Here is a 13,173-nt window from a genome sequence, read left to right on the forward strand (position 1 = left end):
GATGGCAGGCGCAGGATGCTGAGACGGGGCGCGGCCCAGCCGCCGGGATTCGAGGAGTTCGTGGCGGCCCGCGGGCCGCGGCTGCTCCGCGTGGCCTGGCTGCTCACCGGGGACGCCCAGCTCGCCGAGGACCTGCTGCAGACCGTGCTGGCCAAGGTGTGGCCGAAGTGGGAGCAGATAGCGGACGGCAGCCCCGAGGCGTACGTCCGTACGGCCATGGTGCACACCAACATCTCCTGGTGGCGCCGCCACTGGTGGGGCGAGGTGCCGCACGGCGAGCTGCCCGACGCGGCGGCCCCCGCCGACGCCTTCGCGCAGGTGGACCTGGAGCAGTCGCTCGCCGCCGCGATACGCCGCCTGCCGCCGCGCCAGCGCGCGGTGGTCGTCCTGCGCTACTTCGAGGACCTGAGCGTCCAGGACACCGCGGCGACCCTCGGCTGCGCGCCGGGCACCGTCAAGAGCCAGTCCGCCAAGGCGCTGCGCACGCTGCGCGGCCTGCTGCCCGAGGCCGAGCTGGTGGAGGGCGGTGAGTCCGGTGGCCTGGAACGCGGCTGAGACGGCGGGACCGGGCGAGCCGGCCGCTTCGGCCGACCGCATGGAGTCGGCCGAGGAGGAGCGCGCGCTGCGCGCACTGCTGGAGCGCGCCGTCCCGCGCCCGGCCGCTCCCGCCGAGCGGATGGAGCGGATACGGGGACGGGCGCTGCGGCGCCGCCGGTACCGGCGCGCGGTGTGGGGTGCGACCGCGACGGCCGCGGCCGTGGGCGTACTCCTGCCGCAGGTGCTCCCCGCCGCCGACACGCCGCCCCGCGCCACGTCTCCCGCCGCGGACGCCGGGTCGCCGGAACGGCGGGACGCCGAGACGCGGTTGACGGAGCTGTCCGACCTCACGCTGGAGGTGCCCGCGGGCTGGAGCAGCCGCACGGTGCGTACGGACTCGCCGAAGGGGGAGTACGTCGGCTACGTCGCGAGCCTGTCCCTCCGTCCCTCCCCCGAGCCCTGCCCCACCGGCGCGGACGGCACCTGCACCACCCCGCCGCGCGAACTGCCCCGCCGCGGCACGCTGATCACCCTGCGACTGCTCTACGGGCCGAAGGAACCCGACCCTGGCCTGCGCAATCGCGAGCTGGGCAAGGCGTGCGTCGTCGCGGGCGGCACCGAGGAGCTGTGGGCCGTACGCAGCCCGGCGGGCGCGGCGGAGGGAGTGCAGGTACTGGCCACGGTCTGCCTCGCCACCCCGGCGAACGGAGACGTCGCCGAGGCCAGCACCGTCCTCGGCTCGATGCGCTTCGACCCCGCGGGACAACCCCGCCGACCGGAGCGGACCGACCGCTGATGCTGCCTCGTCGCCGGATGCTGTACGCGATCGGACTCCCCCTGCTCGCCGCGGCGGCCTGCACGGAGGCCGCCCCGCCCCGTACAGACGCCGCCCCGCCGCCCGCCCCCGCGCCGACCCGCTCGCCTGTCGCGGCGGCCCCCGCGCGACTGCCGCGGGACATACCGGGCCTGGGCCCGCGCATCCGCGCCCGCGTCCCCGCCCGCGCGCGCCAGGCCCTCGTCGTCACCGGCACCGACCGCCGCTCGTCCGGCTCCGTCGCCGTGCTCTACGAACGCGGCCCCGGCGGCTGGCGCGCAGGACCCACCTGGCCCGCCCACAACGCCCTCCGCGGCTGGACCCACCGCCACCTGGCCGGCGACCTCCGCACCCCGACCGGGGTCTACGGCCTCACCGACGCCGGCGGTCTCGACCCCGACCCGGGCACGAAGCTCCCGTACGACCACGGCCCCGCCTTCACCGCCACCGGCCGCGGCTACGAGGGCGAACCCCTCGCCGGCTCCTTCGACTACGTCGTGGCGATCAACTACAACCGCAAGCCCGGCACCACCCCGCTCGACTGGACCCGCCCCCTGGGCGACGCCCGCGGCGGCGGCATCTGGGTCCATGTCGACCACGGCGGCCCGACGAGCGGCTGCGTCTCGCTCGCCAAACCCCACATGCGCACCCTGCTGCGCAGCCTGGACCCGCGGAAGCACCCGGTGGCGGTGATGGGCCCGGAGAACTGGCTCGCCCGCTGACGCGGGGCTGACGCCGGGCTCTGCTGCCGTGTTCTGCCCTCGCCGCCGTCCCGGACACCGCTGTCGGTGACCCGCGTTACTCTTCGGAGTCGTACCAACTCGCTACGGCGCGCAGGGGAGGGGTGTGTGATGACGGATCCGGTGTCGTTGGCCGCGATCTCCGGGGTGCTCGGCGCGATCGGCATGGGGATGGCCAACGAGGTGGGCCGGGCCGCGTGGGAGACCACCGGGGCGCTGGTGCGCAGGGCCGCCGGGCGGGAGGTGCGGGCGCCCGGGCGGGCCTCCGACGTGGAGCGGGTGGCCGCGCTGCTGCGGGAGGGGGCCGCGCGCGATCCCGAACTCGCCCGGCTGTGGGAGCGGTTCGCGTCCACCCTGCCGGCCGGTTCCGGCCCCGGCTCTGTAGGTGCGCCCCGTCTGCCCGCCGCTACGCGGCACTTCACCGACCGCCGCCCCGCCTTACGGCTGCTCGACCGCGAGGCGGACCGCAAGTTCGACGGCAGGCCGCGCGTGGCGCTGCTGCACGGCCCCGAGGGCATCGGGACCTCCGCCACGGCGCTGTTCTGGGGCAGCAGGCGCGCCGCGGACTTCCCCGACGGGCAGGTCCACGTCGACCTGCACGGCTGGTCGTCGCAGAGCGCCCTCGGCCCGGCCGTGGTCGCCGGCCGCCTGCTGCGGGAGCTGGGGCTGCCGGCGGAGGAGACGCCGCACGCGGCGGACGGGCGGCTGGACCTGTGGCGGCGGCTCGTCGGCGAACTGCGGCTGCTGGTCGTCCTCGACCACGCGTACTCCGCGGCTCAGGTGCGCCCGCTGCTGACCTCCGCGCCCGGGGTGTTCACGCTCGTGACGGCCCGTCACCCGCTGCCGGGTCTGGACGCCGTGCCCGTGGCGCTGGGGCCGCTGGCGGCGAAGGACGCCCGGCGGCTGCTCACGCACTTCGCCGGGCCGGAAGCCGTGGCCGCGGCGCCGGACACGGCGAAGGACCTCCTGGTGCGCTGCGCCGGGTCGCCCTACGCGCTGCGTACGGCCGCGCCGCTGCTGTCGGTGCACGACGATACGGCGCGGGGTGCCGCGGACGCGGCCGGGCCCGTCGCCGCCCTGACCGAGTCCGCGTACCGCGCGCTCGACGCCGACGCCGCCCGGATGTACCGGCTGCTGGCTTTACGGGACTGGCCCCACATCGACGCCAGGACCGCCGCCTGGGCGACGCAGCCGGACCAGCCCCTGGCCCCCGACCCTGACGCGACCCCCGCCGCGGCCCTCCTCGGCCTCCTCGCCGACCGCGGTCTGCTGGAGCCCGCCGGCACCGGGCGCTACCGCTTCCGTCCCGCCGTACGCCGCCACGCCGAGCTGCTCGCCCGGCACGAGGACGGCCCGCACGCCTGCGCCGAGTCGGCCGCCCGCGTCGTACGCGGCTACGCCGACCTCGCCGAGGACGCCGCCCACCAGGCGCTGCCGGAGAGTTGGCGCGTACCGCGGCCGTCGAGGCCCGGTCCGCCGCTGGGCAAGGCCGAGGCCCTCGGCACCCTGGTGCGGGAAGCGGCGAACGTCCTGGAGGCCGTGCAGGCCGCCGCCGACGCCGGCGACCGGGCCGCGGCCGTGCGCCTCGCGCGCGCCCTCTGGCCGCTGCAGCTCAAGGCCGGCCGGCACGCGGAGGCCGTCCCCGCGCTCCGCGCGGCCCTGCGCCTGCCCGCGCCGGAGAGCGAGCCGCGCGCCACCGGCCTCCGCGACCGCGCGGCCCTCCGTGATCGCGCGGCCCTCCGCTTCCAACTGGCCATGAGCCTGACGGAGCTTGGCGAGCACGCCGAGGCCGAGACCGAGTTCCTGGCCGCCGCCGAGGACGATCGGACGGCGGGCCACATACGCGGGCACGCCTCCGCGGTCGAGGCGCTGGGCCTGCTGCGGCTGCGCCAGTGGGCGGGGCCTGAGGCGCTGGCCCTCTTCGACCGGGCGGACACGCTGTACGGGACCATCGCCCCCGGCGAGGAAGGCCACGCCGACCTGCGCCGTGCCCGGCCGCTGCTCGTGCGCCACCGCGGGCGTGCGCTGCGCCTCGACGGCCGCTTCGAGGAGGCGATAGCCCTGCTGCGTACGGCCGTCGGGTCCTTCGGGGAGATCGGCGACGACTACAACCGCGCCCGCGCCCTGACGGATCTCGCCGAGACCCACGTGCTCGCCGCCGCGCCCGCCCGGGGCCTGCCGCTGATCGACGAGGCCATCGCCCTGCTCGACGCGCAGCGGGCCGAGCACCCGCTGGCCTACGCGCGGTCCGTACGGGCGCGTTGCGTCACGCCCTGAGCGGGGCGACGGTCACGCGGTGCTCGTGCGCGCCGGTACGGACCAGCAGGCCGTGCTCCGCGAGGGCGGCCGCGCTCCGGCCCGCCGCCAGCCAGGCGTGCAGGGCGGAGGCGTAGGCCGTGGGGTCGGCGTCGGCGGCTCCGGGGACGGCGGTGAGCATGAGCGCGTCGCCGTCGCGGGTGCGGACGGTGCAGTCGCCGGGTCCTGTGACGTAGGCGGCGAGGGCGCAGTGCGCGTACCGCCGCAGGGTCTCCGCGCACCAGGCGGCGGGTGAGCCGAAGCGCGGGTCGTCGGGGGTGCCGTGACGGAGGATCACGTCGGCCAGGTCGAGGCGGCCGGGGTCGCGGGTGTCCTCGGGCACGGCGGTGTGCACGGCGCCGTCGCCACCGGGCTCGTACGCGGGATCGGCCCACCGGCGCAGCACGACCGCGCCCGCTCCGGTCGGCAGCCGGGTCAGCACCCGCATCGGGGCGCTGCGGTGGACCGCTTCGTACGCGGGCAGCGGCAGCGGTTCCAGCAGCGCCGGCCGCTCGGGCTCGGGCAGCTCCATGAGCCCGTAGAACAACTCCCGCAGCCGGCCCGCCGACTCCCCCGGCACCGACGAGGTGAACCGCGCAGGACCGGGCTGCGGTCGGTGGCCGGCGATCAGCGCGTCGAGCTGCGCCGGCAGCGGCGCGAACGGGTCCAGTCGGGGCGAGTCGGCGAGGAAGCCGGCCAGCGGCGCCCGCGGGTCGACGTGGTCCAGCGGAGCCGCCGCCAGCGCTACGGGCACGCCGAGGGCCGCGGCGTAGTACGTCACGGCTCCGTGGTCGCCGATCACCGCGTCCGCGGCGAGCAGCGCCTGCCGCCAGCCGCCCAGCGGATCGACGAGCGCGAGCCCGCCGCGCCTGGCCCCGTCGAGCCAGGACCGCACCTGCCCGGGGCCGTGCCCCTGCCAGATGTTGGGGTGCAGGACGGCCGCCACCCGGTACTCGTCGGCGGCCAGCTCGCCCGTCAGCCGCGGCAGCAGAGCCGGGAGCACGTCGCCCGCGCCGCCGTCGCCGAACAGGCCCTCGGGGTTCCACGTGGCGGACACCACGACGAGCCGCTGCCCGTCGCGTACGCCCAGCGCCCGCCGGAACCGGTCCCGGTGCCCGCGGGCGGCGAGCATCCGGTCGAAGCACGGATCCCCGGCCAGCACCGCGGCCCCGGCCGCCTCGGGGCACGACTGCCGCAGGCGCTCCGCCTGCTCGGGGTGCGAGAGCACGAACGCGTCGGCCACGGGCCGCCCGTCCTCAAGCAGCCACTCCGGCGCCAGCCCGAAGACGGGAGCCCGGCGTCCGGCGTCCGGCGACCGGCGACCGGCGACCGGCGACCTGAGCCTCTTAGTATATCCAACGCCATGCGACAGAACTGCCAATTTGCCGTGCAATGCGGCTATTTGACCACCCAGACTTGCGGAGACGGCCAGGTCGACGGGCGTACGGACCGCCTGCTCCCACGGCAGCACCGGCACCCCCACCGCCGCCAGCAACTCGCCCACGCCGCCCTGGAACGGCGAAGACCCCGTGCACGTCGCCAGCATCTGCACCCGCAGGTCGTCGTCGAAGAGGGGCATCACGTCCAGCAGCCGGGTGGCCGACGTGACGTTGTGCACGACGAACAGCACCCGCCGGCACCGCCCCCGGGAAGCCCACCGCCGAGCCCCTTCCCCCACCGGAACCCGTACCCAGCCCTCCCGCGCCTCCGCCATCCAGCCCCCCACGTGCCGCCACCCGGGTGTGAACCCGCCACCCTAGACGGTGCGGTGCGGCATCGGCAGCAGACGACCGGCCTGCTGAGGGGGGCGGAGTCAGCGGGCCGTGCCGCCCGCACGTACAGCCGAGGAGGAGAGAGGCCCGCGGCCCCGCGGGTGCGGGGCGCGACCGTCAGCGGCGGGTATGGCCGAAGAGGGTCATGGCCTCGTCGAGGCGGATGCGGGCCCAGTCGTACTGCTTGCTGTCGGAGTGGCCGCGGTAGACCGTCTCGATGACCATGATCAGCATCAGATGGAGGCAGTACAGGCGGCGGCGCACCTGCTGCGTCGCGGTGAGCTCCGGATGGCCGTAGCCGCGCATGAACGGCACCGGGTGGCCGAAGGCCGCCATCTGGGTGCCGGCGAAGCCGGACTCGATCAACGGGTCGCCGTAGAAGGCCCGCTCGTGGTCGATGATCCCGGCGATCTTGCCGTCGCGCACCATGACGTTGCCTGCCCACAGGTCCCACTCCACGAGACGCGGCTCGGTCACCTCGTCGAGGCTGCCGGCATGGGCGTCCACGACGGCACGCACGGTGTCGTAGCCCCAGCCGAGGTCGACACCGCGGCGCTCGCCGTCGGCGAGGACGTCCTCGACCATGCCGGTGAACACCCGCCGCCAGCTCGGCTCCCCGGGCCCGGCGAGCGGCCCGAAGGCGTCTCCGCGCAGCGAGTTGATCTCCCGGTTGGCCGCGCCGACCTGCTCCATGAGCGAGTCCCGCGCGGCGGCGGGGAGTTCCTTCGCGATGACGCCGAGGTTGTCGCCGTCGATGTACGGCATGAAGAAGTAGTCCGCGTCGCACAGCTCGCGGCTGAGGTCGGCGAAGTCGACGGCGGGGACGGGCACGGTGGTGTGCGTACGGAGGAGATCCAGCATGCGCAGCTCGGCGGCCATGGCGCCGCGCTCGTACGTCATGACCTCCACCTGCGGCGACGGCGCGATCTTCACCACGACCTCGGCCCCGTCACGCAACCGGATGCGATAGGCGACGTTGAACCACCCGTGCCCCAACTCGACGGCCCACCCGTCCCCCACGGGCACCCGGTCGGCCCCGTACGCCCGCTCGACCATGGCGCGCAGAGCGTCGGGGGACTGCCTGTTCTTCGTGATGCTCTCCACACCCGTTCCCTTCGCCGATGACGCCTCGGGGGAGAACATCTACCGCACGGACGGGTCACCGGGGACCGGGTACACACCCGGTCGGCTCCTTCGGACGGATCGTTCTCAAGGGGCGGCCAGTTGTCGCGCCAGCTCTGCGGCATGACGTGCTCGATGGTCAACTTCGCACCCGCGTGCTCGCCGACCGGAACGGTCAGCTGTTCGGTGTGGTCAGTGCGCAACTCGTCCTCCAACGCTTCCAGCATGACGCGCACGCTGCGGCGGACGAGCCGGGAGTAGATGGGGTCCTGTTCCAACGAGGCACGGAACTCCTGGTCGCTTGGCCAATGACGGTGGTGGCCCTGCATAGCGGAGAGGGACCGGATGACGGCTTCGTCCGCACGGTCTGGTTGCCGGACCGCGGCCGCGACCAGATCACGGAAGACGTTGTTGTAGTCGCGAGTGCTGAGATTGAGCACCGCCCGGCGAACGAGATAGCTGTCGACTGCGCGGATCGCGCGTCGACGGCGCTCCAGTGACAGCACGGACTCGTCCAGACCGTAGAGGAAGAGGAGTAGGGGCATCGGCGTGGAGGTCTGAAGAACCTTCATGCGATACAGGAACCGGCCCTCCGTACCGTGCAGCGGGTGGTCGTCGATGAGGTCGTAGATCTCGGCGTATCGCGTCAACTCGGCAAACACCTCCTCCGTGGGGATGGCGGACGAAAGGAGCCAGCGCTCGAACTCCTTGAACAGGGCGGAGGCGGTGAACTCAAGCTGCGTGCGCATGGTGAGCCAGTACGTCAAGAACACGTCGAGGCGGCTTCGTGTAATTCGGCCGGTCGTCTGTTCCGTGCGCCCGCGGCTGGCCTCCAAGCACCCCTGTCCTTCGGCCTGGTGGCCGCGCTCGCCCTCCTGATCAGCTTCCCGCTGGCCGACCGCATACGACGGCTGCCCGGCTTCCGCAGGGTGCTGTGAAACCGGCGCTCCGCCACGACGGGAACCGAACCGGCCCCTCGATCGCCTCGGCCGGACTTGATAGGCGGCCAACGAGACCACCAGACTGACCGGTTGGAACGTGGGGATCACGCGCGCATCCCGGGGGCTCGCGTGGGTTTCCGGCTATGGGGTCTGGCGGGAGCGCCTTTGCGCCATGATCGTCGTCACGCCGTTCCGGTATCGGGGGCCGACGCCGGACGGCGGGCGGGGTGCGGGGTTCGCGACGGGGGGAGAGGCGACAGTGCGGGACCAACTCTTCGACGGGCGCTACCGGCTGGTGCGGCAGCTCGGTGAAGGCGGCATGGGGCAGGTGTGGGAGGCGAGGGACGAGACGCTGGACCGGCCCGTCGCCGTCAAGGTCGTCTCCCTGCTCAGCGGCGGCGGAAGCCGCGGCGACGAGGCACGCGCCAGGTTCCTGCGCGAGGCACGCATCACCGCCCGCCTGCAACACCCCAACATCGTCACCATCCACGACCTCGGCGAGTCCGGCGACGGCGACTCCAGAATCCCGTTCCTGGTGATGGAGCTGGTCCGGGGCGAGGGCCTGGACGTGACGCTGCGCCGCGGACCCGTGGGTCTGCCGGACGCCGCCCGCTGGGGCGCGCAGATATGCGACGCGCTCGCCGAAGCCCACGGCATGGGCGTCATGCACCGCGACATCAAACCCTCCAACGTCCTCATCACCCCGTCCGGCAGTGCGAAGGTCCTCGACTTCGGTGTCGCCCGTGCCGCCGATCCGTACGCCACCTCCGACAGGCTCACCCGGACCGGCTACATCGTGGGCACGCCCTCGTACATGGCCCCCGAACAGGCCCGTGGCCACGCCGAGCCACGAAGTGATCTGTACACGCTCGGCTGCCTGCTCTTCGAGCTGATCACCGGCCGGCTCCCCTTCGAGTCCCCCGACGCCGTCGGCTACCTCTCCGCCCACCTCACCCTCGAACCACCCGCCCCCAGCACGCTCGCCCCCGCGGTCCCGGCCGGCTGGGACGACCTGGTGCTGACGCTGCTGCGCAAGGAGCCCGACCAGCGCCACGGCGACGCTGCCGACGTGGCCGAGGCACTGCGCCGGCTCGACGGTGCGGCGGACCCCGCCGGCCGGGGGGACGACCGGACCCGGCCCCGCACGAGGCCGGGCACCACGACTCCGCTCCCTCCCGTGGACCCCACCCGGGAGGCGAGCGCGGTCGCCGCCCCCGACGCGCCACCGGCGACGCCCCGCCCCGCCTTCCGGAAGGCACGAGTCGCCATTCCGGCACTCGTCCTGACCGCCGCCGTGACCGCCGGCGCGGCAATCCTCCTCACCGACGACGCCGACAGAAACGGCGACGACGACCGGAGCGCATCACAGGAATCCACCCCGCCGCCCGTCGGCTTCAAGAACATCCCGGACGTCTGCGGCGCACTGTCGAAGGACGCGCTGCTGGGCGCGCTGGTGGAGCAGCCGCGCCCCGGCGAGTTCAGCGACAAGGCCGACTACCGCACGTGCGAGTGGGACACGGACGAACTCGCGTCGGTACCGGTCGACGGCCACGTGATCGTCTACGCATACCGATTCGGCGCCACCGGCAAGGCGCGGGCGCACATGGAAGAGGAGAAGGGAAGGGAGTCCCTGGGCGGGGAAGCGTACGTCAGCCTGGGAATGCCCGGCGAGATCGGGGACGAGGCCGTCATCCGCGTGGACAAGGAGAGCGTCGACAAGACCGTCGGCGGCGACGTCTTCCACAGCTTCAACTCCACCAGCGCCGCGTTCCGGGACAGCAATCTCTTCATCAAGATCATCTACATGCGTTCCCGCGGCGACGACCCCGAAGAGAACGACAGGAAGACCACCCGCACCGGCGCCGAGGAGATCATCAAGTTCCTCGCCGCCACCGTGGAGGACTCGGCCTGAGCAGGCCCGTCGGGGCGGTTGCGGGGCGACGGCCGGGCAGCCGTCGAGGTTGCTCGTGCGATGTCCCAGACCACACCACTCCCGTAGGGCGCTGATGTGGAAGCCCACCGACTCGCAGGACACGTCGTCTTGTGACCCGCACGTGTGTGAGGGGCCGGCCGCGGTGTGCCCTTAGGAGGGGGCGTCCCTGCGGTAGCGCAGGAGCAGCATGGCGGCGTCATCCTGGAGGGGCCCGCGTACGTGGTCGAAGAGGCTTTGGCGAACGGCCGCAAGCGCGGTGTCGGCGTCCGTGTCCGTCAGGTGCGTAGTAAACCTGGCGAGGGTGTAGAAGGCCATACCGGAGCGTAGGAGCCCGGGACTTCGGGAACCGAGCAATACTGCCTCGTCGGCCCGGGCCGGTCCGACGCAGGTGCCACCGCGGCCACTTCCGCGGAGAGCTGCACGCCGCGGTTGTCCAGCACGATGTGTCCCGCCAGCTGGGGCGTGAGTACGGCCACCGGGATGCCGACTGCCGCCACCGCGATCACGAACAGCCGGCCGACTCTGATGACCAGCAAGGAGACGGCGAAGGCCAGCACCAGCACGACACCCGCCGACCCGTCATGGCCGAGCCTGCGGAATCCGCCAGGGTAGGGCCGGAGGCGCCAGTGCCGGTGACAACGGGCATTCACCGCTCGTGGCTCGTCTCGATCCCGCTGCCTTCTGCGGCCCGGGCGCGGTCCGGCTCGTCGCGTGCCTTGCCGGGCAGGGCGGTGGCGAGGGTGGCGACTGCCGCGAGCAGGGCGGCCATGGCCATGAAGGCGCGTGAGTACGCCGCGGCGAGCGCGGCCGGGTCCTCGGCGCGGGGGGCTGCGATGACGACGAGGGTGGAGAGGCCGAGTCCGCTGCCGACCTGTTTGACGGTGTTCATGACGCCTGAGGCGGCGCCGCTGTCGGAGCGGGGGATGCCGGAGAGGGCGGTGGCGGTGAGTGGGGTGATGAACAGGGCGCTGCCGAGGGTCATCACGACGGCGGGGCCGAATACGCCTGACCAGTAGGTGCTGGCGTCGGTGGCGCGGCTCTGCCACAGGAAGCCGGCCGCCGCGGTGAGGGTGCCGGCGGCGATGAGGGGTCGGGCGCCGACGTGGCGCATCGCCCACGGCGTCAGTCGTACGCCGAGGAGCACGCCGAGCACGGTGTGGGGGAGGAAGCCGAGACCGGTTTCGAGTGGTCCGTAGCCGAGGACGTTTTGCATGTAGAGGGACAGGAAGTACCACATCGGCGCCAGGGACGCGCCGGCGAGCAGCATCAGGACGTTGCCGAGCCAGATGGCGCGGGCGCGGAACAGCCGCAGCGGCAGCAGCGGGGTGCGGGCGGCGGCCGGCCGGGCCTGCAGGGCGACGAAGCCGACCAGCGCGCTGAGCCCCAGGGCCAGGGGCAGAGCGGTAGGCGGGCTGCTCCAGCCGTACGTCTCGGAGCGGGCGATGCCGTACGCGAGCGCCAGCAAGCCGGCGGTGGCGAGCACCGCGCCGGGCAGGTCGAGCCGCTGCCGCCGCCGCTCGCGCGTCGTGTTCTCGGACAGCAGCCGTGCGGTGGCCACGAGGGCGGGGGCACCGATCGGCACGTTGAGCAGCAGGATCCACCGCCAGGACAGCGCCTCGGTGAGCAGGCCGCCGACGAGGTTGCCCGCGGTGCCGCCGGCTGATCCGGCCGCGGTCCAGATGGCCACCGCCCGGGTGCGCCCCGTGCCCTCGGGGAAGGCGGCGGTCAGCACCGTGAGTGTCACCGGGGCGAGCACCGCAGCGCCCAGCCCTTGCACCGCGCGGGCGGCGACGAGCATCCCGGGGCCGGTGGCCAGGCCCCCGGCGAGGCTGGCGGCGGTGAAGATTCCGAGTCCGAGGAGGAATACGCGGCGGTGGCCGTAGAGGTCGGCGAGTCTGCCGCCGAGGAGCAGGAAGCCGGCGAAGACCAGCGCGTAGGCGTTGACGACCCACGGCAGGCCGGCGGTGTCGAAGCCGAGGTCCGCGCCGATGGAGGGGAGTGCGACGTTCACGACCGAGACGTCGAGGACAACCATCAGCTGGGCCAGGCAGCACAGGGCCAGCACCATCTCCACTCTCCGCAGACAAATCAATGTGAGCGCATTGCTTTGCTTCGAACGTAACCAGCTAGACTCGACAGGTCAATCCGATGCATCCACATTGGAAAAGGGGGTCGGCCGTGAGCCCGCGCACCCGCGGCCCCGGCGCCCGGCACGACGAACGCCGCCGCGAGATCGCCGACGCCGTGCTCGCGATCGTCGCCGACCAGGGCCTGGCAGCCGTCTCGCTGAACGCGACCGCCGCCCGCGCAGGCGTGTCCCCCGGCCGGGTCCAGCACTACTTCCCCGCCAAGCACGACCTGATCGACGCGGCCTTCGACCGCGGCAACGCCCTCAGCTCGCAGCGCATCCACACCCGGGCGGGGGAGGACCTGGAGACCGCCGAGCCCCGCACCGTGCTGACCGCCGTGCTCACCGAGCTGATCCCCTACGACCCCACCACCTGGGCCCACCTGCGCGTACGCCAGTCCTTCAACGCCCTGGCGCTCGCGGACGCCGCCATCGCCGAGCGGATGCGGCAGCTCTACACCGGCCTCCACGGCGACCTCGCCGCCGCACTGCGCCGCGACCAGGACACCGGACACCTTCGCCCCGGACTCGACCCCGACCGCGAGGCCGTCACCCTCACCGCGACAACCGAGGGCCTGGCCTACTACGTCCTCATCGACGCCTACGACGCCGACCGGGCCCGCGACCTCGTCCTCACCGCCATCGACGCCCTCTACTCCCCACCGGCCACCGGCTGACCGGGCACGTCAGTCAGCCGGGAGGCTCTGCCGGTATGGCCACGCGGATCGGCCATCCGTCGACGCGGTTCACCAGGCACAGGCACGTGCATCACGACCGGGCGCGGTCCGGCCCGGGCTGGCGCTGCTTCGGGAGGTCGTGGCCTGCGGCGCGGTCTGTCTCGTTCGGCAGGCCGACGAGGTCTTCGACGTCGAACATGCGGGCGATGGGCAC

11 protein-coding genes and 1 pseudogene are annotated in these 13,173 nt (G+C 73.7%); 7 read left to right on the top strand and 5 right to left on the bottom strand.

Annotation, left to right across the window (positions count from 1 at the left end; all coding sequences use genetic code 11):
* Positions 1-15 precede the first annotated feature (15 nt).
* From FB457_RS29320 to FB457_RS29335, 4 genes are all read left to right on the top strand, one after another.
* The gene (locus tag FB457_RS29320) at positions 16-555 is read left to right on the top strand and encodes a SigE family RNA polymerase sigma factor (RefSeq protein WP_047016569.1); all 540 of its coding nucleotides are present in this window, start codon (positions 16-18) and stop codon (positions 553-555) included.
* Positions 536-1,333 carry a hypothetical protein gene (locus FB457_RS29325; RefSeq protein WP_047016568.1) on the top strand — a complete coding sequence of 266 codons (798 nt, stop codon included), beginning with the start codon at positions 536-538 and terminating at the stop codon, positions 1,331-1,333. The genes FB457_RS29320 and FB457_RS29325 overlap by 20 nt, the downstream gene beginning before the upstream one ends.
* Positions 1,333-2,073, top strand: a complete 741-nt coding sequence (locus tag FB457_RS29330; protein ID WP_047016567.1) for a L,D-transpeptidase family protein — start codon at positions 1,333-1,335, stop codon at positions 2,071-2,073. The genes FB457_RS29325 and FB457_RS29330 overlap by 1 nt, the downstream gene beginning before the upstream one ends.
* A 129-nt stretch (positions 2,074-2,202) precedes the next feature.
* Positions 2,203-4,368, top strand: a complete 2,166-nt coding sequence (locus tag FB457_RS29335; RefSeq protein ID WP_145783788.1) for a hypothetical protein — start codon at positions 2,203-2,205, stop codon at positions 4,366-4,368.
* Here the strand turns inward: FB457_RS29335 and FB457_RS29340 are convergent.
* From FB457_RS29340 to FB457_RS36535, 3 genes and pseudogenes are all read right to left on the bottom strand, one after another.
* On the bottom strand, positions 4,358-6,100 hold the full coding sequence (locus FB457_RS29340; protein ID WP_486589174.1) for a hypothetical protein: 1,743 nt from the start codon (positions 6,098-6,100) through the stop codon (positions 4,358-4,360). The two genes, FB457_RS29335 and FB457_RS29340, sit on opposite strands and share 11 nt — an antisense overlap.
* Before the next feature lie 175 nt (positions 6,101-6,275).
* Positions 6,276-7,262 (bottom strand): aminoglycoside phosphotransferase family protein, encoded by a 987-nt coding sequence (locus FB457_RS29350; RefSeq protein WP_145783790.1) that lies wholly within the window; start codon positions 7,260-7,262, stop codon positions 6,276-6,278.
* A gap of 167 nt (positions 7,263-7,429) precedes the next feature.
* Positions 7,430-7,852: pseudogene (locus tag FB457_RS36535) on the bottom strand (hypothetical protein); the annotation flags it as partial.
* A 36-nt stretch (positions 7,853-7,888) separates the two neighbouring features.
* Here FB457_RS36535 and FB457_RS35465 point away from each other — a divergent pair.
* Both FB457_RS35465 and FB457_RS36540 read left to right on the top strand, forming a co-directional pair.
* Complete coding sequence (locus tag FB457_RS35465) at positions 7,889-8,218, top strand: hypothetical protein (protein ID WP_186462064.1); 330 nt, start codon at positions 7,889-7,891, stop codon at positions 8,216-8,218.
* Positions 8,219-8,480: 262 nt separating this feature from the next.
* Complete coding sequence (locus FB457_RS36540; protein WP_347615827.1) at positions 8,481-10,133, top strand: serine/threonine-protein kinase; 1,653 nt, start codon at positions 8,481-8,483, stop codon at positions 10,131-10,133.
* A gap of 296 nt (positions 10,134-10,429) precedes the next feature.
* Here FB457_RS36540 and FB457_RS35470 read toward each other — a convergent pair whose 3' ends face one another.
* Both FB457_RS35470 and FB457_RS29370 read right to left on the bottom strand, forming a co-directional pair.
* Positions 10,430-10,717 (bottom strand): hypothetical protein, encoded by a 288-nt coding sequence (locus FB457_RS35470; RefSeq protein ID WP_186462061.1) that lies wholly within the window; start codon positions 10,715-10,717, stop codon positions 10,430-10,432.
* Positions 10,718-10,800: 83 nt separating this feature from the next.
* Entirely contained in the window at positions 10,801-12,222 is a 1,422-nt protein-coding gene (locus FB457_RS29370) for an MFS transporter (RefSeq protein ID WP_145783796.1), read from the bottom strand.
* A gap of 110 nt (positions 12,223-12,332) precedes the next feature.
* Here FB457_RS29370 and FB457_RS29375 point away from each other — a divergent pair, with 110 nt between their 5' ends.
* A complete protein-coding gene (locus FB457_RS29375) occupies positions 12,333-12,959 on the top strand; it encodes a TetR/AcrR family transcriptional regulator (protein WP_347615829.1) in 627 nt (208 codons plus the stop codon).
* The last annotated feature ends 214 nt before the right edge of the window (positions 12,960-13,173 follow it).

This window comes from Streptomyces sp. CNZ287 (genome assembly GCF_007827615.1).

Coding starts and splice junctions, on each gene's coding strand:
- FB457_RS29320 (WP_047016569.1), top strand. CDS start 16: ATGCTGAGACGGGGCGCGGCCCAGCCGCCGGGATTCGAGGAGTTCGTG.
- FB457_RS29330 (WP_047016567.1), top strand. CDS start 1,333: ATGCTGCCTCGTCGCCGGATGCTGTACGCGATCGGACTCCCCCTGCTC.
- FB457_RS29335 (WP_145783788.1), top strand. CDS start 2,203: ATGACGGATCCGGTGTCGTTGGCCGCGATCTCCGGGGTGCTCGGCGCG.
- FB457_RS29340 (WP_486589174.1), bottom strand. CDS start 6,100: ATGGCGGAGGCGCGGGAGGGCTGGGTACGGGTTCCGGTGGGGGAAGGG.
- FB457_RS29370 (WP_145783796.1), bottom strand. CDS start 12,222: ATGGTGCTGGCCCTGTGCTGCCTGGCCCAGCTGATGGTTGTCCTCGAC.